At 72.9% G+C, this 21,303-nt stretch carries 16 protein-coding genes; 4 read left to right on the forward strand and 12 right to left on the reverse strand.

What is annotated here, in order from left to right:
* Positions 1-377 precede the first annotated feature (377 nt).
* The gene (locus tag ACYVOM_RS39545) at positions 378-1,772 is read right to left on the reverse strand and encodes a replication initiator (protein WP_460308758.1); all 1,395 of its coding nucleotides are present in this window, start codon (positions 1,770-1,772) and stop codon (positions 378-380) included.
* A 668-nt stretch (positions 1,773-2,440) separates the two neighbouring features.
* Positions 2,441-3,964 (reverse strand): recombinase family protein, encoded by a 1,524-nt coding sequence (locus ACYVOM_RS39550; protein WP_460308759.1) that lies wholly within the window; start codon positions 3,962-3,964, stop codon positions 2,441-2,443.
* 12 nt (positions 3,965-3,976) lie between these two features.
* Here ACYVOM_RS39550 and ACYVOM_RS39555 point away from each other — a divergent pair, with 12 nt between their 5' ends.
* From ACYVOM_RS39555 to ACYVOM_RS39565, 3 genes are all read left to right on the forward strand, one after another.
* Positions 3,977-4,246 (forward strand): hypothetical protein, encoded by a 270-nt coding sequence (locus ACYVOM_RS39555; protein ID WP_460308760.1) that lies wholly within the window; start codon positions 3,977-3,979, stop codon positions 4,244-4,246.
* A gap of 245 nt (positions 4,247-4,491) precedes the next feature.
* A complete protein-coding gene (locus ACYVOM_RS39560; RefSeq protein ID WP_460308761.1) occupies positions 4,492-4,620 on the forward strand; it encodes a hypothetical protein in 129 nt (42 codons plus the stop codon).
* Positions 4,621-4,653: 33 nt separating this feature from the next.
* On the forward strand, positions 4,654-5,793 hold the full coding sequence (locus ACYVOM_RS39565) for an alpha/beta fold hydrolase (protein ID WP_460308762.1): 1,140 nt from the start codon (positions 4,654-4,656) through the stop codon (positions 5,791-5,793).
* 30 nt (positions 5,794-5,823) lie between these two features.
* Here the strand turns inward: ACYVOM_RS39565 and ACYVOM_RS39570 are convergent, their stop codons facing one another.
* The 9 genes from ACYVOM_RS39570 to ACYVOM_RS39610 form a co-directional block, all read right to left on the reverse strand.
* Complete coding sequence (locus ACYVOM_RS39570) at positions 5,824-7,401, reverse strand: serine/threonine-protein kinase (protein ID WP_460308763.1); 1,578 nt, start codon at positions 7,399-7,401, stop codon at positions 5,824-5,826.
* Between the two features lie 9 nt (positions 7,402-7,410).
* Complete coding sequence (locus ACYVOM_RS39575; RefSeq protein ID WP_460308764.1) at positions 7,411-8,901, reverse strand: hypothetical protein; 1,491 nt, start codon at positions 8,899-8,901, stop codon at positions 7,411-7,413.
* Positions 8,902-9,064: 163 nt separating this feature from the next.
* Positions 9,065-9,640, reverse strand: a complete 576-nt coding sequence (locus tag ACYVOM_RS39580; protein WP_460308765.1) for a PASTA domain-containing protein — start codon at positions 9,638-9,640, stop codon at positions 9,065-9,067.
* A gap of 171 nt (positions 9,641-9,811) precedes the next feature.
* On the reverse strand, positions 9,812-11,512 hold the full coding sequence (locus ACYVOM_RS39585; RefSeq protein ID WP_460308766.1) for a TRAFAC clade GTPase domain-containing protein: 1,701 nt from the start codon (positions 11,510-11,512) through the stop codon (positions 9,812-9,814).
* A 7-nt stretch (positions 11,513-11,519) separates the two neighbouring features.
* On the reverse strand, positions 11,520-13,670 hold the full coding sequence (locus ACYVOM_RS39590) for a GAP1-N2 domain-containing protein (RefSeq protein ID WP_460308767.1): 2,151 nt from the start codon (positions 13,668-13,670) through the stop codon (positions 11,520-11,522).
* On the reverse strand, positions 13,670-14,845 hold the full coding sequence (locus tag ACYVOM_RS39595) for a TRAFAC clade GTPase domain-containing protein (RefSeq protein ID WP_460308768.1): 1,176 nt from the start codon (positions 14,843-14,845) through the stop codon (positions 13,670-13,672). Before ACYVOM_RS39595 ends, ACYVOM_RS39590 begins: the two co-directional genes overlap by 1 nt.
* 2 nt (positions 14,846-14,847) lie before the next feature.
* Positions 14,848-17,421, reverse strand: a complete 2,574-nt coding sequence (locus tag ACYVOM_RS39600) for a hypothetical protein (RefSeq protein ID WP_460308769.1) — start codon at positions 17,419-17,421, stop codon at positions 14,848-14,850.
* A gap of 27 nt (positions 17,422-17,448) precedes the next feature.
* Entirely contained in the window at positions 17,449-19,032 is a 1,584-nt protein-coding gene (locus ACYVOM_RS39605) for an Hsp70 family protein (protein WP_460308770.1), read from the reverse strand.
* 14 nt (positions 19,033-19,046) lie between these two features.
* Entirely contained in the window at positions 19,047-19,589 is a 543-nt protein-coding gene (locus tag ACYVOM_RS39610; RefSeq protein WP_460308771.1) for a nucleotide exchange factor GrpE, read from the reverse strand.
* A gap of 127 nt (positions 19,590-19,716) precedes the next feature.
* Here ACYVOM_RS39610 and ACYVOM_RS39615 point away from each other — a divergent pair, with 127 nt between their 5' ends.
* The gene (locus ACYVOM_RS39615) at positions 19,717-20,346 is read left to right on the forward strand and encodes an ACT domain-containing protein (RefSeq protein ID WP_460308772.1); all 630 of its coding nucleotides are present in this window, start codon (positions 19,717-19,719) and stop codon (positions 20,344-20,346) included.
* A gap of 43 nt (positions 20,347-20,389) precedes the next feature.
* Here the strand turns inward: ACYVOM_RS39615 and ACYVOM_RS39620 are convergent, their stop codons facing one another.
* Positions 20,390-21,163 (reverse strand): acyl-CoA thioesterase domain-containing protein, encoded by a 774-nt coding sequence (locus ACYVOM_RS39620; protein WP_460308773.1) that lies wholly within the window; start codon positions 21,161-21,163, stop codon positions 20,390-20,392.
* Positions 21,164-21,303: the final 140 nt, after the last annotated feature.

Below are 21,303 nucleotides of genomic sequence, written 5' to 3' on the forward strand. Positions count from 1 at the left end.
CGGCGCTGAGCAGCCTGGTCCGGGCGCTAGCCAACGCAGGTGAGATAGGCCGGGCCGAGACCCTCGCACGCACCATCACCGACCCTTGTCTCACGTCACTCGCTCTGGAGACATTGCTCCGCCATCTTGGCGCAGCGAGGGCTCAGCGCCTGGCTGGCGAATTTCTCCTACATGCGCAGGCAAGCAACATGCTGAAGGCCGTAGCGATCGTTGCGCCCAGCGCGTTGGTGGAAGCCATAGAGCCTGTACGGATGCTCAGTCGGTAGTCGGGCCGCTCGGGCCGGGACCGGCCCGGAGAGGCCGCATGCCCGGCACGGGCGGACCGGCCCCGGCCGCGGAGCGGGCGGGCTTGAACCTGTAGTGAAAGTCCTCGACGCCTAGACCGGGTCGTCGTCTCGGCCGGCACGCTGAGTAGCGGCGTTGCGGGCGGCTTGGATGCGGTTACGGGTGCGTTCGGCCCAGAAGTGTTCTCCGTACAGGAGGCCGCTTCCGGAGTAGCGCCAGTCTTGAACCGTCACTGTTCCCGGCACTGGTTCGGGGTGGCCGGCGGCTCTGCGGGCGTGGGTGGCTCGGGCTTGGCGGAGTTCGGTGAGGGTGAGGGAGTAGCGGCGGGATTTGGTGGAGAAGTGGCCTCGGTAGCCGAGCATGTGGGCCCATTGCCTGAGCGGGACCTCTCGGTAGGCGGGGAGATCCGCCAAGGAGAAGCAGGTCCAGATCATGCGGCGGGCGTGTTCGGACACGTTCAGCCCGGTGATGTGGTGAGCGTGGTGGATCGGGCGGTCGATGGTGCCGGAGTCCTCGGCGCCCTTGGTGGCGTACTTGGCGATGTAGCGGGCGACGTGCTTATCGGCGATGCCGTCCAGCTCTGCGGCCACTTGGATCGGTCGGATGTCGTGCTGCGCTCCCCACCGAAACGCCATCGGCCGGCCGTCTGCGTCGGGGTGCGGGATGTCGACGGACACGGTGTCGATGGCGGCTCGTAGTGCGCGTTCCAGTAGCGCGGTGTCGGCCCATGGCGGGGGAGGGGTGTCGGGGCCGGTGGGTCCGTCGATGCGCAGGACGGCGTGGAAGTGGATGAGGCCGCGCCGTTGGTATTCGATGACGCGGGCGTAGGACAGGCGGGCTTGTTCACGCAGTCGGCGGTGGGTGATGCCCAACTCTGCGGTGAGGGCCTTCGGGACGGCGAGAGTGAAGCGTCGCCATAGTTCCGGGGCGTGGGCGTTCCACAGGACGGCTGCCGGGTAGTCGTAGCAGTCCTCGCAGACCGGCTGTCCGAGCATCCGATCCTCGGGCGCGTGCCGGATACCGCATCCCTGAGGGCGGCCGTGCTCGCAGACCTGGCGGTCTCGCCGGCGTCGGCAGGTGCCGTCGCTGCGGCGGGTGTGGACTGCTCCGAACGAGGGCGCGGTGAGGGTGAGGAACGCACGCGGGTGCGCGCTGACCTGTTCGGGGACGCCCTTGCCGCCGATGAGCCCGGAGATGATCAGGTGGTAGGTGTCTTCCCGGTAGACCTCCGAGCAGGCCGCGCACCTGGACGCGCGGCGGTTGCCGCACGCGGTGAGCAGGTAGCCGTTCGGCTCGTCGGCGGTCGTGTAGGACTCGATGAGCTCACCCGTGGTGCCGTCCACGGTGAAGCGTTCGCCCTGGAGGCGGATGGGCTGTCCGCATCCGCCGGTGGCGTTCATCATCTGGTGCCAGCGCGGGAAGTCCGGCATCTTCGCGCGCTCGATCGCGGCGGCCAGATCCTCAGGGATGAGGGGCGGGGTGCTCATGCGGCACCCGGCATGTGCTCGTCGGCTTGGTCGTCGTCGCCTCGGCGGGCGTCGCCGGCGGGCTCTTCACTGATGTTCTCGGTGAAGGTGACTTGGAAGATGGTCGCGATGCGGGACCATTTCCGTTCGTTCCAGTGGGGGGCGTGGGCTGCTTGGCGGCGGCCCCATTCCATGGCTTCACGGCTCGGCTGCAACAGTCTCCAGACGTCGACGGAAACGCGAGTCGCGCGCGTTCTTCGAGCTGAGCACCGCTGGTGTTCCGGGCAGGCTGCCGCCTGCTGCTCGTGCTCTCGGCGAGTGGATTCCGTCGTGTCTGGGCTCTCGTAAAGGCTGGTGGCGGCCGATCTGACCGCCGGGCGCCTACCCCTTCTGGTGCCGGATGCCCAATCCCGGCGATGGCTCTCAATAACGCCCCGAACGGGGGCATGAGCGGCGGGTTGCCTAGGCCCGCTGCCCTCCACTCCACCGACTCGAAGACGCACTCTGCGACTTCAAACACCACAACTACCCACCAACCAACACAACTGAACCCACCAATACCCGGAAGGCTCACAATGGAAAACCCCTCCATCCAACCGAGAGCGAAGGAGGGGTACCAGTGGACGCCCACGGACACCAGCGGACATTACTCGAATACGCCTATGTGACGGGAAACACAGACGTCGGTGTCAGTTTTCCCGCCAGATGATCTCTAGGAGGTCCGGGTTGAAGCGCTTGCCCGTGCCTCTTCCAGCTGGGCGGACGATGACGGCGTGTACCGCTTCCCTGATGTAGGCGCGCTTCTGGGCGATGTCCAAGCGATCTTCATCGGTCTCGGAGTACCAGCGGCGTCGGATCTCGGTGAAGCCCTGCGACGCCTTCGCTACGGCCAGGGAGTGCCGTTCGCGGTCGGCGCGGAGTTGCGCGATCTCGGGTTCCAGCCGCTCGACCTCGGCGAAGAACAGGGAATTGGAAATGCTGCGTCGGGCGAAGTGGATGCGGAGTTCGTTGAGCTGATCGATCTTCTCGGTCAACTCAACTTCTCGCGCCCAAGGTCGGCTTCCCTGCGGGGCTTGTGCCTCGCGCTGTTCCAGTTTGGCTATCACGGCCTCGGAGACGAACTCGTCGACGAGATCGCCCCGCCTGGCGAGTCCGCCGCAGGAACCGACGAGCTTCGGTTTGCAGAAGTAGCGGTGCCTGCTCGACGGCTGGTGGAAGGCTGCGGAGAGCGGAGTGTTGCAGAGGGCTCCATTGGCGAGGACGTTGCCGCATCGCAGGATTCCGCCGAGAAGCCATCGGTGTTCGCGGAGGTCATGCGGGACGCGCGGCTTGATGGGCGTTCCGGTGTGGTCGACGATTTGCCCCCGGCGGCTCTCGAAGATCGCCCGCACCGCGCGCCACTGGTCGGGCGTGACGATCGGTTCCCAGTCGCCTTGTACCGGCTCGCCCGTCGCCGGGTCGACGATGAGTTCGCCGTTGATCATTCGCCACCCGCAGATCCTCGGGTTCATGAGCACGCGGCGAAGGTTCGTGTGCGACCACGTGCCGCCTACCGGGGTCGTCAGCCCTCGTGCGTGCAGCTCTCGGCAGATGGAGTTCGCGGAGGTGCCTGCGATGAGCCGGGCCACGGCCCAAGCGATGGCGTCGGCCTCGGCGGGTTCGAGGGTGCGGCGGTCCTCCTTCCATCCGAACGCACGGAACCGGCCGCCGGGCGCCCGGCCGGCGAGTGCTCGGCGTCGGTGGTCCTGCCGGGCCCGTCGCTGGATCTTGCGGACCTCTATGCGGGAGAAGACGGCACCGATCAGGCCCATGCTCTCCACATCCTCGCTGTAGAGGTCCTTCGGGCCGCGGGCGTCGGCATACACCCGGCCGTCCTGGTGGGTGATGGCCTCGACGAAGCGTTCGTAGTCGCCGGGGCGGCGGACAAGCCGGTCGTCCGCTACGACGATCACACCTTGGATGGCTCGCCCGTCCGGCAAGGCGCCCTTCTTGAGGGCGCGGATCATGAACTCGAACCCGTCGCGGTAGACGTCGGCCTTGGCCGCTGACTTGTCGTTGTCGGTGACCTCGTCGACGATCGTCCAGCCGAGACGCGCGGCCGTTGCTCGATTGACGGCGTGCTGGTGGTTCACGCCGTGCTCGTCGCGCTGGATGTCGGCGGAGATGCGGGCGTAGGAGAGAACGGGGACATCGTCACTGGGGGTAGTGGCCATCGAGGGCTCCTCATGTCACCTTTGCGGACGTTCTACCACTTCTTCGACACCGTCTACTACCCGTGCCTGGAGGCCAAGCCGAAGATGCCCTACGGCCTCTACGTCCACGGCAACCTCGACACGACCGGAGCCGTCCGCGCGGTCGAGGCGATCGCCACGGGCATGTCCTGGCGGCCCGTCCGCCCTCCGGTGACCGTCGCGGGCCCCGTCACCAAGGCCGACCGCGAGGACTGCTGGGAGCTCGGCGCGCTCCTGGCGGCCGAGATCGGTGAGTCCGCCTGAGCCCGTGCGCCGGCCGGCGCTGTCCGGCGTCGGTCATCACCGGGATCCCGCGGGGATGCGTTCGCCCCTGAGCCGTGACGGGTGAACCGCACGGTGTGGTTCCCGGCCTTTCGGACGGACGGTCCGAGGACCGGCGCGGAGCGGTGCCTTCGGCGAGGAAGGGTGCTCGGGTAGGTCCCACGCGAGAGGGAGGTTACGATCCTGGGCGGTGCGGAGGAGGCCTTCGCAGGTGGGGAGGGGGATCGGTGGGGCAGGGGAGGCTGAGCGCGGTGGAGATGGCGGTGATCGACGCGGCGCTGGTGGAGGAGCTGGTGGATCTGCTGGAGTTGGCGCCGGAGCTGCTGGAGAGGTATCGGGATCAGGTCGGGGGGTGAATCCGGGGGCGATCGGGTGGGTACGTCTGGGCTATGGGTGAGGTGCGGGAGTTCCGGGTTCGGGTGGGGCGTGGGGAGGTCGACGACCTCAGGGAGCGGCTGGAGCGGACGCGGTGGGGGGCGGCGGAGCCGGGGGCGGGGTGGGAGCGGGGGGTGCCCGTGACCTATCTCCAGGGCCTCGTGGGGTACTGGGCGGACGGGTTCGACTGGGCGGAGGCCGAGGCGCGGCTGAACCGGATGCCGCAGTTCCGCACCGAGATCGACGGGCAGACCGTGCACTTCGTGCACCGGCCGTCGGCGCGGGAGGGGGCGGTGCCGCTGCTGCTGGTGCACGGGTGGCCGGGGTCGTTCATCGAGTTCACCAAGGTCCTGCCGCAGCTCACCGACGCGTTCCACCTCGTCGTCCCGGACGTCCCGGGCGTCGGGTACTCGGGGCCGCTGCGCGAGCCGGGCTGGACGACGGGACGGATCGCGGACGCCTTCCTTGAGCTGATGACGCGGCTCGGGTACCCGGAGTTCGGGGTGCAGGGGGGCCGCAGCGGCGCCAGGATCGCGGCCGAGATGGGCCGCCGCGCGCCGGGCCGGGTGATCGGCGTCCACCTGAACGGGCTGGTCACGCCGCCGACGAGTGATCCGGAGGCCCTGACGGGGCTCACCGAGGTGGAGCGGGAGCGCCTCGCCCGCCTCGCGGAGTTCCACACCGAGGGGTACGGGTTCGCGGTGCTCCAGGCGACCCGGCCTTCGACGCTCGGGCACGCGCTCCTCGACTCCCCGGCCGGGCAGCTCGCCTGGACGGTCGAGAAGGTGCGGGCCTGGAGCGACGCGAGGTCGGCGCTGCCGGAGGACGCGGTCGACCGGGACCTCCTGCTCGCCGACGCCTCCATCCTGTGGTTCACCCGCACCGCGGCCTCGGCCGCGGCCCTCTACTACGAGGACGCGCACGACCCGGCCGAGGCGCCGCCGCGGCCGCGCGGCCCGGTCCCGACGGCGGTCCTGGCGACGGGCACGACGGACGTGGCGGTCCGCCGGTTCGCCGACCGGGAGCACACCGTCACCCGCTGGACGGAACTCGAGCGCGGCGGGGCGTTCCTCGCGCTGGAGCAGCCCGCCGCGTTCGCGGAGGACGTCCGCGACTTCTTCGCCGCGGTCCGCGCGGGCCGCCTCCTCACCTGACCGGCACTCCCGGGCCTTTCCGTGGCGAGGTCAGGACGTCAGCGCGAAGCTGGTGACGAGGTCGTCCGCGGTCTCCGCCGAGCAGTGCGCGGGCGCGCAGAAGTAGACGACGAAGGCGGCCGATCCGGCGGGGCGCGGCACGACGAGCACGGTGATCTCCAGTCGGCGCGCCGGGTCGGCGGGGTCGGCGACCGAGCCGCGGTAGGCGTCGGCGCGTGCTCCGCCCGCCGTCACCGGGGCGGCAGGGCCGAGGCTGACCTTGCCGGGCAGCAGCGCGGGCAGGCTCGTGGCGACGGCCGCGGTGTTGTCGAGGGTGTCGCTCACGCCGGCGAAGACGCCCGTCGCGTCCTCGGCGTCGAGGTCCGCGACCGGCGCCCAGTCGGCGGCGACGGGCGTGGCGAACAGCCCCTCGAACACGGCGGCCTCGGGAGAGGCGATCACGGACACGTCGGAGTGGGTGCGCGCCTCCCACGCGGCGGGGTAGGCGAAGCGGAACGGGGCGGCGTCGCTGCCGGGATAGGTCGCCGTGCCGCCGCGCAGCAGCAGGACCCCCGCCGCGCCCGCCGCCACGAGCACCGCGACGGCGGCCCCGATGAGCTGGACGGGACGCCGTCCGCCGATCCGCGGTGACGGGGTCGTCAGACGGGTCAGCGAAGGGGGCACGGTGTCGGCGCGGCGGAGCCCCGGCGGAGGGGTCTGTGCCACGGACGGGGTGTAAGGCACCGAGCGCAGGGACGGGTCGGAGACGACCTCGCCCAGGGCCTCCCGAAGGGCACGGACGAAAGCGAGACAGGAGGGGTAGCGGTCGCCGGGAGCCTTGGAGATGGCGCGGGCAAGGACGGCGTCCACCGCGACGGGAAGGCCGGGTTGGTGTGAGGAGGCCGGAGGAGCCTCCTCCGACACATGCGCGTACAGCAGGCCCATCTGGTTCTCCCGCACGAACGGCGGGGCTCCGCACAGCATCTCGTAGGCGACGCAGCCGAGGGCGTACTGGTCGCAGCGCCCGTCCACCGCGTCGCCGGTGATCTGCTCGGGCGCGATGTAGCGGGGCGTCCCGACGAACTGGCCCTGGCTGGTCAGCCCCGACGCCGACGTCGCCGACTTCGTCAGCCCGAAGTCGGTGAGGTACACGTGCTCGTCGCCTTCGGACTGCCCGGCCGCGACCAGGACGTTGGCGGGCTTGACGTCCCGGTGCACCAGACCGTGCTCGTGCGCGGCGTCGAGGGCCGCGGCGATCTGGCCGAGCAGGCGGGCGGCCCGGTCGGCGGGGAAGGGCCGCTGCCTGCCCATCCGGACGCGCAGGTCCTCGCCGCCGACGAAGCGCATGGCGATGAACAGGAGCCCGTCGGCCTCGCCCGCCTCGAAGATCGGGATGATGTAGGGGTGGTCCATCCCGGCGACGGTCCGCGACTCCCGGACGAACCGCATCCGGAACCGCTCGTCGTACGTCAGGTGGGGAGCGAGGATCTTGAGCGCGACGATCCTGCCGAGCCGGTGGTCGCGGGCGCGGTACACCTCGGCCATACCGCCGCGCCCGACGAGGTCGAGCACCTGGTAGTCGCCGAGGATGCGGCCGGAGAGGCCGGGGCGGGAGTCGCCGGTGTGCAAGGGGTCTCCTTAGGCGGGGTGTCCGCAGTAGCCGCAGAAGCGGTGGGCGGGGCCGCGCCGCATGCCGCACTGGGTGCAGTAGGCGGGGCGGTCGCCCGGCCCGGGCTCGCGCAACACCGGGCCGGGGTGGGCGCCGGCGCCCGGCCTGCTCGTGGCGCCCGGGCCGCCCGGGGTGCCGGGTCCGCTCGGATTGCCGGGTCCGCCCGGGTTGCTCGGTACGCCGGGGAACCGGCCTGGGTCGGACCGGTCGACGGTGGTGAGCGGGGCGGGCGGCAGCGCGCCGGCCACGACGGCGGTGACCGCCGCGTCGGGCGAGGCGGCGCGCGGTTTGCGCAGCAGGAGCGCCCCGGCGCCGAGGGCGGCGAGCAGGAGCGCGGCCGCGCCGATCGTCCAGGGCGTGAAGATGCCGGGGCCGCCGCCGTCCGCGGTGGGCCGCTTGGCCTCCTTGTCGGTGCCCTTCCAGGCGCGCGAGTCGCGCAGGTGGCTGAGCGCGACGGCGTGGTCGGGGCGCAGTTTGAGCACCTGCTCCAGCACCGGGATGGCCAGTGAGTAGGAGCGGTCGTGGTAGTGCGCGAGCGCGGTCTCGAAGACGACGTCCAGGGGTCCCCGGTGGGCGGTGACGCCGGCCGACTCCATGGCGGCGAGGATGTCCTCGACGGGGGTGAACGTGGTCTCTGTCCCGGCCAGGGTGACCAGGCCGATGACCTCGCTGTGCTGGTCGTCGATGACCGCGCCGCCCGCGCCGTCGGCGGTGATCTGGTCGGCGATGCGCTCGCGGTCGTCCTTGAGGAGGGTGCGCGAGCCGGGCGGGTCGAGGTGGGCGACCTCGACCGTCGGGGTGACCTCGACCGACGGGCGCGCCTTGTACGTCATGATGTCGAGCGCCTTGATCTCGCCGCCGTAGGCCTTGGCGAGGGGAAGGGTGGGCAGGTCGAGGTCCTTCGTGCCGCCGGTCACGCGGAGGACGGCGGGCGCGGAGGGGTCGGCGCCGGTCTTGAGGATCTCGGCCGGATATCCCTCATCCGAGGGAGGCTCGAGGTACGGGAAGACCCGTACGGTCGGGGTGATGACGGCGGTGCAGGTGGAGTCGCTGCGTTCGGGCGGATAACAGGATTGGAGGCGGAAGTCGAGGTCGCCGGTGCCCGCGCTGTGCCGCGCGAAGTCGGCCGGGATCTGCTGCTCGTAGTACTCGGCGAAGACCCGGTTGGCCGCGTAGACGGCGGGGTCCTCTTCGCTGTCGACGGTGCCGGTGGCGGTGATCAGCACGCCCTCGGGGGAGACGGTGAAGCCGCTGCCCGCTCCGAGGGTCACCTCGTAGCTGCGCTTGAAGCGTTTGAGCGCGGCCCGGTCGTCCAGCAGCGTGATGTCGACCTTCGCGCCGACCTCGATCCGGACGGCGCCGGGGGTGACCCGGTCGGTGGAGCCGTGCGGGTGCTCGTGCGCCTGGACGGGCGGCGCGAACAGGAGGATGAGGATGAGGGCGGGCAGGAGGGTGCGCATCGGGCGGCTCCGGGGGATGCGAAGGCCGGGTCGACGGACGTCTGCGTCAAGCATCCGCCCAAACGGGGCGGGCGCATTGCGTCGTATGAGGGGAATGTTGGGAGTAAGTGAGATCTCACCTGTCAGTGAGCGTCCCACTGGTGGTCGGGGTTCACGGTCGGGCTCAGCCGGGCGAGGGCTCTCCCGCGGTCACCTGGACGGCGCCGCCTTGGGCCACCTCCGTGCCGGGGGCGGGGTTCTGGGCGGTGATCGGGCCGCGGGCTCCCGCGGGCTCCAGCCGCAGCCCCAGCTTCCGCAGCACCCGCGCGGCGTGCGCGGCGTCCGAGCCGAGGAGATAGGGCACCGCCGCCCGGGTGGGCGCGGCCTCCTCGTCGCCGCTGCCGTTCGACACGTACAAGGTGACGGGCGCCCCCTCGCCGATGGGCGAGCCGGCGCTGGGCGCGGTGTAGACGATCAGCCCGGCGGGCAGCGACGAGGGCACCCGCGCCACTCCGCCGATGGCGAGCCGCCGTCCGGCGAGCGACTGGGTGGCCTTCAGCAGCGTCAGCCCCTCGACCTTCGGGACGGTGCCCGCCGCGGGCGGCCGTCCGGCCCCGTCCGGCCCTCCCGTCCCGATGAGCAGCGTGAGCCCCAGCACCAGGGCGACGCAGACGCTCATGCCCGCGGCGAGAAGGACCATCGTCTTCTTGGACATCTCCGCCGGCGCCTCCTCAGGCACCGGTTCGATCTCGGCCGACATGGCAGTCCTTTCCCGGACTGGCTCGGGGGGCGGGGGGAAACGGAGGAACTCGCCCTGTTCGACTCCGCTTCGCCCCCGGAGGTTCACTCCCCGGGACCAGAAGCGGAGGCCGGGTCCGGAGCGGAGGCCGGGGCGTGGCGGGGGGAGGAGTGCCGACGGGGCCCGGGAACGTCAGGGCAGGAGTTGGTGGAAGGTCAGGAGGGTGAGGGAGAGGGGCAGGAGGGAGAGGGTGGTGAGGATGGCCCAGCGGCCGGTCTGGTAGCCGAGGGGGACGTGGTCGGGGGTGCGGCCCTTGGGGCGCCAGGGGTCGCGGAGGGGGAGCGCGGGAGGGACCTCGGAGAGGTCGGGAGGGAGGTCGGGGATCAGGCTGCCGCGGGACGACAGGGTGAGGCCGGCGACCCAGCCGACGAGGTCCGCCAGGGCCGAGACGGGGGCGTCGAGGCCGGAGGGGAAGACGCGGACCTCCTCGGCGAGCTGGTCGAGGGTGCGCAGGGTGTTGCCGAGGCCGAGGGCGTCCAGCCAGGCGCGCGGATCGGCCCGCACGTCCCGGCCGACGGACGTGCCGACCAGCAGGTCTGTCTTGGTGACGATGACGGCGACTCGGCGCTGCCTGCCCCGGTCCGGGCGGGAGCGCAGATCGTTCAGCACCCGCTGGAGGGTGTCGGAAGGGTCCTCGTCCGACGGCGCGCCGGAGGTGGCGCGCAGCCTTGCCCGCTCCTCCTCGGTGAGGGACCGGCGCACCTCGGGCAGCGCGAACGGGTCGAGGACGAACACGAGCGCCTCGCTGTGGTCGAGGTAGCGCAGCGCCTCCACCGAGGCCGCGCCGGTGAACAGCTCGCCGGCGGGGTCGAACAGGTAGAGGATGCGGTGCTCGTGCGGCAGTTCCGCGTCGACCATCGTCGCGAGCGGCAGCTCCGGCCCGGTCTTGGCGAGCCGGCCGCCGCGCGCGAACTCCTCGACCGCGCTCGCGTACGCCTGCTGGTGGCGCTGCTCGACGAACGCGACATGCCCCTCGATCTCGCGCGAGCGCGCGTGCAGCGCCCGGATCGCCAGGAACATGAAGGTCGTCTTGCCCGCCGCGGGGCCGCCGATGAACGGCACGGGCTCTACCCGGACCCTGCCGATCCGGTCCGGGAGCCGTCCGGCGCAGTGCGGGCAGTGCGCGGTCAGCCGGTAGCGGCCGAGCGCGACGGTCGTCGGCAGCCGTGCCCCGCACGCGCAGACGTGCCGGAACGCCCCGGCCGTCGACGGCACGAGCCTGTCGTGCCGCCGGTTGCAGCGCGGGCAGACGTAGACGGGCAGGCCGATCCGCCGGTAGCAGCTCGGGTGCGGGCAGGTCTGGAGGATCCGGCCGCGGACCGACAGCAGCCGGTCCAGGCCCGCGAGCAGCGCCACGCAGACGAGCCACCCGGCGAGCCCGACCGCGGCGACGACCGCGAACAGGACGGTCAGCGCCGCGCCGATCAGCGCGACGGGCACCGCGGCGAGGACGATCCCGCCGCACAGGGCGGTCCAGACGGGGAAGAGGAAGAACCCCCACCAGCCCTGCAGCAGCGTCTTGGTGAGCCGCCGCACCGAGGTGTCGGCGATCCGGTGGACGCGCGGGCCGACCTCGCGGACCAGCGCCAGCCAGTCGCGCCACACCTGGCCGACGAGGTAGTGCCGGTACCGGCCGTCCGACGGCGTCACGGGAGACAGGCCGTCGGCTCCCGCGGGCACCAGCGCGCGGCAGGCGATGACGTAGTAGTAGCCGAACGCCGCAAGGGTGACGGTGAGGAGGGTGGCCCCGAACAGGGGCGGGAAGACGTACCAGAACCCTGCCGCCATCGCGGCGGTCCACACCACCGCGGCGAGCACGTAGAGGATCGGCACGGTTCTTCTACCCCCGCAGGTCTCGCAGCGCGGCTCGGAGTGTCTGATCGTCCCGGAAATAGGTCTCCAGCTGCAACATGGTGAGCCTCCTGCGTGTCAGCTCCCGCGCCCAGCCGTCCAGGGGGGTGCCGGGGGCGCGCAGCGCGACGCCGACGAGGTCGAACCGGCGGGCGCGGGTGCCCGCGGTCTCGATCCAGCGGTGCGCGAGGAGGTCGCGGACCCGGGCGTCGAGTGCGGTGAGGAGGGCGGCGCGGAAGCGGGGGGAGCGTTCGGTGAGCGCGTCGGCGACGGCCAGCAGGGTCGGTCCGGCGAGCGCCCCGTCGACGCGTTCCAGCGCGCGGGCGGCGGCGCGGGGTTCGCGTCCGGTGGCGACGTCCCGGGCGGCGAGGACGCCTTCCGCGGCGCGGTTTCCGGGCAGGCGTCCGGCGAGTTCGAGGGTGGGGCCGCCGTGGATGCCGTGGCGGGCGGCGAGCGAGCGCAGCAGGTGCAGGGACACTTCGGGCGAGGCCGCCAGGGGGGCGCGTTCGGCGTGGTCGGCGAGGGCGTCGCAGACCTGCCCGGTGAGCACCTCACGGCGCAGCAGCGCCCCGCCTCGCTCCAGCGCCTCGATGATCCCGGACAGCAGTGCGGGCAGCGCGCTGTCGCAGACCCGCTCCAGCGCGCTCAGCACCGCCTTGTCGTCGGCGCTTTCCAGGGTGAGCCTGTGCGCGCCGCGCCGGGTCAGCTCCCCGACGACGGGGATGGCGAGCCGTTCGGCGATCACGGTCAGGTCGGCGAGGGCGGCGAGGTCGGGCGCGGAGGTGAGTTCGCGCGACAGCCGCACCGACAGCTCGGCAGGGTCTTCCAGCGTGAACTCGCCGAGCCTGTCGCGCAGCTCGGGGGAGCCGAGCACCAGGTGCGCGCACCGGTCGCCGGCCGCCCGCGCGACGGCGGGGTCCGGCGCGAGCCGGTTGACGGCCGCCGCCAGCTCGAACCCGAGCTCGTCGACCCGCAGCCGCTCCCACACCCACCCCGGCAGCCCGGGACTCCCCAGCAACGGCAGCGCGAGCGCCTGCGCCGCCTCATCCTCTTCGCCGTCTCCCCGCTCCTCGCCCCAGCCGCCGTCGCGGTCCGCGGCGTCGAAGGCGTTCCCCGGCCCGCCGTTGTGCCGTTCGGCGCCGTGGTTCGTGGCGTCGAACGCGCCTCCTGGCCCGCTCTTGCCGTGGTCGTCCGCGGCGTCGAAGGTGTTCCTCGGTCGGCCGTTGTGGTGGTGCGTGGTGTCGAAGGGCTCGCCGGATTCGGTTGGGCCGGGGGTCGAGGGGGCGCACAGGGCGGTGAGGACTGCGGCGGCTTCGGGGGTGTCGGGGGTGAGGGCGGCGAGTTCGGAGAGGGCGTCGAGGCCGTCGAGGTCGTGGGCGCGCCAGCGGGCGGCGACGGCGGCGGCGTAGCGGGTGGGGGTGTGGGCGGGGGCGGGGCGGTCGAGGGGATGCGCCGGGTGGTCGGTGCGCTGGGAGGCCCAGACGTCGGGGGTGGTGCCGACGAGGCGGTGCGGGGACGTCACGGGGTCGGCCGTGTACGTGGTGAAGGACAGGGCGGCGGCGGCCTCGACGGGCAGCGAGTAGGCCAAGACCGCGAACCAGCGGACGATCTCCTCGATGTCCGGGCAGACCAGGATGATCCGGTTCGCCGGCGCATCGAGCAGCCACGCCAGCCGCGCGTAGGGGTCGTGGTCCAACGCGGCGAGCCAGTGGCACAGGGACTCGGGGTCGAGGGCGTCGCCCGGAGGCGGGTCCTCCAAGACGGCGAGGCTGTCGGCGGGGGATTCGGCCCAGAACGGCGCGCGCCAGAACTCGATCGGCCGCAGTCCTTCCAGCTCCTCGGCGTCGGCCAGGACGGCGTGCGCGAGGAAGTTGCCGAAGCGCCCCGAATAATCCCGTCCGAGGTACCGCGAAAGGACGAGCAGCGGCCTCCCCCCGACGACGTCGTAGCTCAGCGCCTCGGGAAAAGCGGCGAGTTCGGACGGCCCCGGAGCGGGCGGCGCGTCCGGCGGGGGACGGTAGCCGAGATAAGGCGAGACGGCTGCTTCCGCTCCCGCGGGCAGCCCGGGGGAGGACGCGGTGAACTGGAAGCCGGAGCGCGCGGCCGAGCGGGCCGAGGTGTAGTGCAGCTGCCAGGCCATCAGCCGTCCAGCATTCCGAACCGGTGCAGCAGCCACAGCAGCGGGTCCTCGACCCGGTAGGGGCGCACCCCGCCGGGCGCTACCTCGTCGCCACGCGGCGCGCCGCCGAGCGCGGAGACCCCGAACAGCCCGTACTCGGCGTAGTGCTGCTCCAGGTACCGGTCGAGGTCGCCCGCGCCCCACGTGTCGAGCAGCGCCCGCACGTGGGCGTCGACGGCCTCGCGGTCGTCGGTGTCGAGGGAGCCGGAGCGGACCCGGGAGCGCTGGAGCGCCGAGGAGGCGGGCAGCCCCAGCTCGTCGATCTTGGTGAGGGCGACCGCGATGGGCGTGCGCAGCCTCTCCTTGACGTCCAGGCCGTGCCGCTGGCGCAGGGGCTCGGTGACCCGGGCGAGCACGTCCAGCGGCTCGCTCTCGGCCCCGCCGGAGACGAGTTCGAGCGGGTCGGCGAGGAACACGATCGCGTCGGCCGCCTCCAGGTAGCGCAGGTGGAGGTCGCGGACGTCGCGGCTGCGCAGGTCCTCGCCCGCGGTGTCGAACAGCACGAGGGTGAGCGCCTCGGTGCGGCTGCCGAACCTGCCCTTGACCCGCCGGGTCAGCAGGTAGACGAGGGGCTCGCGCGGCGCGGTGACGGCGCTGGGCGTGGTCGGCAGGAGCCGCTGCTGGTCGAACAGGGGCCGGGCGAAGTCGCGCTTGTACCGCTCGATCGTGCGGTCGTCGCAGGCCACGAGCGAGGTGCCGAGCTCGGTGCCGACCCGGTTGCGCAGCTCGTGCAGCAGCACCGCGATGTAGGTGCTCTTGCCCGCGTTCTTCGCGCCGACCAGCGCGACGATCCGGCCGGGCGTGTCGCAGTAGGCGGGCGCGAGCTCGTGGTGGCATTCCGGGCAGACCCGGCGTCCGCTCTCCCGGCCGCAGTCCGGGCAGGACGCCCGCGCGCCGCGCCCGGTGAAGACGGGCGGCAGCATCGCGCCGGCCTGGCCGCCCTGGTAGGCGGCGAGTTCCATGTCGAGGACGGGGTCGCAGCCGATGCCGCGCCCTGCCCTGCCGAGGCAGCGGTAGGCGATCCGGTCCCTGCCGAACAGCGCGAAGCAGTACGGGCAGGTCACGGCGTCCCTGGCGCGGGGCGGCCTGCCCTTGGCGGGCCTGCGGTGCGCGCCGCGCACGCCTTCGGTTCGCATGGTCAGGCTCCCTGCTGGAGGCGGCGGACGGGCGGGTCGGCGAGGTCGACGGCGTCGCCGGTGAAGCAACGCAGCCAGTAGGGGCCGCGCCGCCTGGGCAGCGGGACGCGCAGAACGGTCTCGGCGGGCACGTCGAGATCGTGCCACGACACGAGGCTCTCTCCGTCGCCGGGCGCCTGCGGCATCACCTTGCCGTCGCGCAGGACGAGGTCGAGGCGGTCGAGCCGGACGGGCCGGTCGGGGGTGAGGGTGAGCACGAGTTCCCGCTTCCAGGGCGGCCCTCCGGGCGCCAGGTCGTATCTGACGACGGTGCGGGCGCCCAGCGCGATGGTCGCGGCGGGTCCGGTGAGCACGGCCCCGGCGTGGTCGGAGGCGCCCGCGACGCCGATCCGCACCGCCTCGGTCTCCGGCACGTCGAGGTGCACGCCGCCCGCCGCGGTGTAGGCGGCCCGGGTGACGGCGACGCGCTGAGCCCCGCGATCGCCGATCTCGTAGGTGACGGCCACGGCTGAGGCGTCGCCCGGCCAGGCGAACCCGACCCGGACCTCGTCCCCGCGCCGCGCCGCGGTGAGCCCTTCGGGGACGGGGAGGTCGACGTGGCGGCGGTGCGCGCCGATCGCGGCGACGCTGCCGGCGACGGTCACCAGCAGCAGCACGCCGCTCGCGCCGGGCCGCACGACGAGGCCGCGGGCGTGCGGGGTCGCCTCGATCCGGTCGCCGCGCAGTTCCGCCAGGGGCACGAGCGCGCGCGTCGGCCAGGGCGGGTCGCCCTCCAGCAGCAGGGCTTCGACGAGGCCGTGGTCGGGCAGCGCGAAGCCGAGCAGCAGCCTGTCCTGCCCGTGCGGCTGCGTGGTGAACTCCGTGACGGGGTCGGGCAGCGGATGCGGGGTCGCGACAAGCACCAGCCCGGGGGTGGTCGTCTCGACGGGCCCGTCGGGGTAGACGGCGTGGATCTCGTACCGATGGGTGGCGCCGTTGATGACGGCCCGGTCGGTGAATCCGTCGCGGCCGACGGGGATCGGCACGCCGTCGCGGAACACCGCGACCCGGGTGGCTCCCGGCGGGCACACCCAGCGGCCGGTGACGGTCCCGTCGCCGGTGGCCAGTTCGACGCCGGACGGCTCGGGCCGCAGCAGGACGGGCGGGGCGGCCCGGCCTGGGGAGACGGCGTCGCCGCGCCGCGCGAACACCGCGTAGTGCAGCGGCACGTTGACGGGCGGGGAGGGGTCGGCCGCGGGCACGGTGTCGCCGTCCGCGGGGTCGGCGGGCGGGCGGTCCGCGCGCCGGACGACCACGTGCGCGATGTCGCCGGCGCGGGACGCCGAAGGGGTCCAGGTGACGCGGACGCGCTCCCCGTCGGCGACCGCCGTGACGCCGGTGGGCGGCAGCGGCGGCAGGGTGCGGCGCAGTTCGCGCAGGCCGGGCAGGTCGGCGGCGAGCGCTCCGGCGTCCTCCAGTTTGCGCCAGGCGGCGTCGGGGTCGCCCGCGCCTGCGAGGTCCTCGGCTTCGGCCAGCAGCCTTTCGGCGGAGGCGACCCGCCCCTGGGCCTCGGCGGTCTCGGGCAGTTCCGCGCCGTCCGGCATGCTCATCGCGAGCAGGGCCGCCGCGTGCGCCTCCCCGGCGTCCAGCAGTTCCCGCAGCCTTCCGCCGGGGCCCGCGGGCGCGCCGCCCTCGCGGCCGATGGCGAACACCAGCCGCCGCGCCTCGCCGGGCTCCAGGCCGAGACCGCGCACTGCGGCGTCCATGAGCGCGGCGTCGGAGGCGCGCTGGACGCGGCGCTCCCGCAGCCGCGCGACGAAGTCGTAGGAGAGCAGGTCGTGCAGGAATCCTTCGCGCAGGGCGGCGCGCAGCGCGATGAGGACGGTCTCGGCGTGGGTCGCGCTGGTGTCGCGCGGCCTGCGCGCCCACTCCCCGGCGACCCGCTCCAGCGCGCGGCCCGCGCCCGCGGGGTCGATGGGGACGCCTCCCGCCGACACCCCGCCGAAGATCCGGATGCCGCCGATCCTGTCGCTGCCGAGCAGGAACGCCAGCAGATGCCGGCTGCCCAGGACGTGCAGGGACTCCCGGGCCTTGGCGTAGCCGGGGTAGGGCGGCGCGGCGGGCAGCGGGTCGGGCTCGTGCACCTCGACGCCGTCGATGCGCAGGAGCTGGTTCAGCTCGGCGGCCGAGACCCCGCCGGCCCTGCCGATCGCCTCGCACTCGGCGGGCGACAGCAGCTTGAGCGTCCCGGCGGCGTCCAGCAGGCGGGCGCGCACGTCGGCGCGGCGCTGGGCGTTGCGCTCGTCGCCGCCGCGCAGCCGCTGCCGCAGCGGCCCGAGGTCGCCCTGCTCGGCCGCGGTGAACACCCCGGCGAGCACCCGGTGCTCGGCCTCCAGCCGGTCGATGAGCCTGCGGTACTTCAGCTGGCCGCGCGAACGCCGCCAGCACTGCCTGACCTCCTTGACGCGGGCGGTGACCGCCTCGGACGTCAGCGGCTCGGCGAGCGCGTAGCGGGCGCGCAGATCCTCGGGAGGCTGGTCCCCCGCCGCGCGGGCGGGGTCCAGCACCCGCTTCTTGTAGTCGTCGTCGAACGACACCGCCGGCCCTTCGGGTCAGTTCACCGGTCAGTTCACCTGGACGCGGGACAGCGCCGCGCGGGAGGCCTCGACGTCGTCCTCGGTCATCCGGCCGACCTCCACCTGGAGGTCGAGGCGCTCGCCGGTCTCCTTCTCCTCGGCCGTGACGTGCAGCAGCCCCGACGAGTCGAGGGTGAAGGTGACGGAGATGGGCCAGCCCGCCTCCTTGCCCGCCGGGACCCGCACCGAGCCGGTGGCGATCTCGGTGTTGTCCGACGGCTCCGGCGACTCGACCGCGCCCGCCTGCTCCATGACGCGGACGTCGGCGGTGGTCTGGTCGTCGTGCACGGTGAAGAAGTCCGAGGTGCGGCCCGCGGGCAGCTCGTCGTTGGCGTGCACGAGGTGGATGACCTCCTCGGCCTGGGTGTCGCGGTTGAGCACCACGATCCCGAAGCCGCGCGAGGCGACCGTCTTGATCTTGCGGGCGGCGATCTGCGCCTGCTGCTCGGCCGACAGGCCCGCGCGGCTCGCCATCTCCTCGGCCTCCTCGCGGGCGCCCTCCTGGAGCAGCCTGCGGAAGGTCTCCTCGAAGGCGTACAGCGCGGCGCCCTTGGCGACGGCGAGGTCGGGGTCCTGGAGTTTCGGCTCCAGGCCGAGCTCGGCCGAGAGCCGGGCGGAGACCGCGGGCATCTTGGTCGAGCCGCCGACGAGCACGAGGTCGTCGTAGTCGGTGACGCCCTTGTTGCGGGCGACCTCCAGGGTCCGGCCGGTGATCTCGATCGTCCGATCGAGGAGGTCCTTGGTGATCTCCTCGAAGACCTCGCGGGTGATCTCCAGGGTGGCGACCCGGCCGCCGTGCATCACCCGGACGGTGTGCTGGGTGCGCGCGGTCAGCGCCTTCTTGGTCTCCTCGGCGTCGCGGCGCAGCTGCTGCTCGGTGATCTTGTCGTCGAGGGGGTCGCCCGCGTCGGGGTGCTCGGCGGCGAACCGCTCGGCGAGGTGCTCCACGAGGCGGGCGTCCCAGTCGGCGCCGCCCAGCTCGTGGTCGCCGTCGGTGCAGATGACCTCGATGTGGCCGCCGCGCAGCGCGATGACCGTCGTGTCGAAGGTGCCGCCGCCGAGGTCGTAGACGAGGATCGTGCGGTCGCGGTCGGGGTTGAGCACGCCGTAGGTGACGGCCGCGGCGATCGGCTCGGAGATGATGTCGATGACGTTGAGGCCCGCGAGCCGCCCGGCCTTGCGGGTGGCGTCGCGCTCGGCCGCGCCGAAGTAGGCGGGCACGGTGATGACGACGTCGCGGGCGACCTCGCCCGTCACCATCTGCGCGTCGTTGGCGAGCTTCACCAGGACGAACGCCGACAGCTCCTCGGGGTTGTAGCTGAACCCGTGGATCTCGCGCGGCACGTCGCGGCCCATGTCCCGTTTGATGAGGCTGACCACGTTGTCGGGGTCGATCACCGCGGTGTCCTTGGCCGTCGCGCCCACCGCCACGTTGCTGCCGGACTCGAAGTAGACGACCGACGGCGTGGTGTCGGTGCCCTCCAGGTTGCGCAGCACGGTCGGGCGGCCCACGTCGTCGATGCTCGCGATGCACGAGTACGTGGTGCCCAGGTCGATCCCGTATACAGCCATGTCCTTAAGTGTCCTCAGTCTTCCCTGTACTTGCCGACACGGACTTGTGCTCTGCGCACGATCACCTCGCCGCGGGCGAAGCCGTCCCGGCAGACCTCGACGACGCGGCCGTCGAGTTTCCTGTCGGTGACGGGTTCCACGCCGAGCGGGCGGTGGCGTGCGGAGTCGTAGGGTTCGCCGAACTCGACCTCGAAGATCTCGACTCCGGTGCGGCCCAGGGCCTCGGCGAGCTCGTCGCCGATCATGCCGAGGAGGGGGGCCACGTGGGGGCCTTCGGGAGGCTCCAGCTCGGCCCGCCGCACGAGGTCGTAGAGTCGGTAGAGAGCGGCCCGGACGGGGTCGTGGAGCTGGTCGAGTTCGCCGCGCCGCAGGCGTTCGTTCTCGCGGTGCAGGCGGTCGATGATCTCTTCGCGGTGCCGTGCCCGCTCGTGCTCGCGGCCGACGGCCCCGGACAGCCCGGAAAGGGCGGCGCGGAGGTCGGCCAGGGTGACCTCGGGCCGTCCCTCGGGGTCGCTGTCTGGCAGCCTCTCGCGGGGGGCACCGGGTGTACTAGACACGTTGGAAAACCTTAACGGTCGCCTACCCTCCACGATAGGCCTTCTTGAAGAAGTGACACGATCGGGTAACAGGACCGAAACGCTCATAGTGCAACATTAAGGGACGGAACGCTTACTGGAGGTGGCCATGCTGCTGCGCATCCGCGTGCGGCTCCCGGACAGGCCGGGATCCCTGGGCAAGGTCGCGCGCACCCTCGGCGCGGCGGGCGCCGACGTCGTGCAGCTGTCCGTGCTGGAGCAGGACGGCGGCAGGGCCCTGGACGACTTCACGGTCTCCTGGCCGAACGGAATGTCCGCCGACAGGCTGATCGCCGGACTCGACGCAGTCCCGGGCGTCCAGGTCGAAGGACTCTGGCCGACCATCGAGCCGCAGGGCCTGCACCCCGACGTGGCGCTCATCGGGCAGCTCGCGCTCACCCACGCCGACGGCCTGGTGATCCTCGCCGACGCGCTGCCCGGCATCCTGTCGGCCGACTGGGCGGGCGTCGTGCACGTCCCGTCGGGCAAGCTCGTGCACGCCAGCCCCGGCGGCGAGACCGCCGAGGCCCCGACCGACCTGGAGCCGCTGCGCCTGCGCGCCTTCCGGGCCCCCGACGGCACCCAGTTCGGCTTCGTGCCGCTGCCCTCGGCCGACATGGCGGTGCTGGTGGCCCGGTCCAACGCGCCGGAGTTCCACACGTCGGAGATGTACCGGCTGGAGCAGCTCGTGCACGCCGCCCAGGCCGTGCTCGGCGACCGGCTGTCGCTGCTGGGCTGAGGCCCCGCCGGGCCCCGGCCGGGGAGGGCCGGGGCGCGGGCGTTCAGGAGCCCATGGGGGAGTTGCCGATCGCGGTGGTGTTGCTGTGCCCGATCGGGCCCTTGGCGTCGTAGACGATGGCGTGCCCGGCGGCGATGCCGTCGGCCGACAGGTGGCCGTTCGCCTCCAGCCCGATGGTGTCGCCCTCGGGCAGCCGGGCGAGGTGTAGCGTGTAGTCGGCGTTGATGAAGGCCAGGCCGGCGCCGCCCCAGTGGGTGAGCGGGCTGGCGAGGTCGGCAGCGAGAACCGCGCGCACGAACGGGCTGATCGGCTCGGCGTCGACCAGCGCGCAGACCTCGCGCACCCACGCGCGGCGCCGCCCGCCCGGCCGCATGCCCTCCTCGCCGGGCGTCCACATGTGCAGCGGGAACGAGCCGTCGTGCGCGGGACCGTCGCCGGGCGGGGGCACGTCCCACGCAGGGCGCTCCCAGCCGCCGCCTCCCGGGGGCTGGTCGCCCTCGCGCAGCAGCACGCAGCTCGCCCGCGCGACGGGCCCGTCAGGGCTGCTGACGACCGCGTCGACGACGCGGATGCGGCGTCCGGTGCGCACGGGGGTGAGCGTCACCTGGAGCGGGACGAATCCGGTGTTCTTGAACAGGTCGACCGTGATCCGGGCCGGCCGGAATCCCTCGGGGAAGCGCTCGCCTTCGATCGCCCGGGCGGCGAGGCCGCCGAGGACGCGGCCGTGCAACATGGTGGCGGACCAGGGGCCGCGTGCGCTGACCTGCGGGACGAACTCGGTCCCCGAGGTGCTGAAAAAGGGTTCCACCCGGGCCATCCTGCCTCGACCGAACGTGATTCGGGAAGTCCGGGCCCGGAAATTCACGGCCTCCGACGCCACCGCGCCGCGGCGTCGGATGGCCGTATAGCGGAGAACCTACGGGCATGGGTCGATCGTTTCCGTTTCTCTGCGGTGAA

The sequence above is a fragment of the Actinocorallia aurea genome, assembly GCF_054783995.1.

What these genes read in the sequence shown, in the direction of transcription:
- ACYVOM_RS39595 (WP_460308768.1), bottom strand. Translation starts at nt 14,845, where the DNA reads ATGCGAACCGAAGGCGTGCGCGGCGCGCACCGCAGGCCCGCCAAGGGC.
- ACYVOM_RS39605 (WP_460308770.1), bottom strand. Translation starts at nt 19,032, where the DNA reads ATGGCTGTATACGGGATCGACCTGGGCACCACGTACTCGTGCATCGCG.
- ACYVOM_RS39565 (WP_460308762.1), top strand. Translation starts at nt 4,654, where the DNA reads ATGGGTGAGGTGCGGGAGTTCCGGGTTCGGGTGGGGCGTGGGGAGGTC.
- ACYVOM_RS39550 (WP_460308759.1), bottom strand. Translation starts at nt 3,964, where the DNA reads ATGGCCACTACCCCCAGTGACGATGTCCCCGTTCTCTCCTACGCCCGC.
- ACYVOM_RS39590 (WP_460308767.1), bottom strand. Translation starts at nt 13,670, where the DNA reads ATGGCCTGGCAGCTGCACTACACCTCGGCCCGCTCGGCCGCGCGCTCC.
- ACYVOM_RS39575 (WP_460308764.1), bottom strand. Translation starts at nt 8,901, where the DNA reads ATGCGCACCCTCCTGCCCGCCCTCATCCTCATCCTCCTGTTCGCGCCG.
- ACYVOM_RS39555 (WP_460308760.1), top strand. Translation starts at nt 3,977, where the DNA reads ATGTCACCTTTGCGGACGTTCTACCACTTCTTCGACACCGTCTACTAC.
- ACYVOM_RS39620 (WP_460308773.1), bottom strand. Translation starts at nt 21,163, where the DNA reads ATGGCCCGGGTGGAACCCTTTTTCAGCACCTCGGGGACCGAGTTCGTC.
- ACYVOM_RS39545 (WP_460308758.1), bottom strand. Translation starts at nt 1,772, where the DNA reads ATGAGCACCCCGCCCCTCATCCCTGAGGATCTGGCCGCCGCGATCGAG.
- ACYVOM_RS39580 (WP_460308765.1), bottom strand. Translation starts at nt 9,640, where the DNA reads ATGTCGGCCGAGATCGAACCGGTGCCTGAGGAGGCGCCGGCGGAGATG.
- ACYVOM_RS39615 (WP_460308772.1), top strand. Translation starts at nt 19,717, where the DNA reads ATGCTGCTGCGCATCCGCGTGCGGCTCCCGGACAGGCCGGGATCCCTG.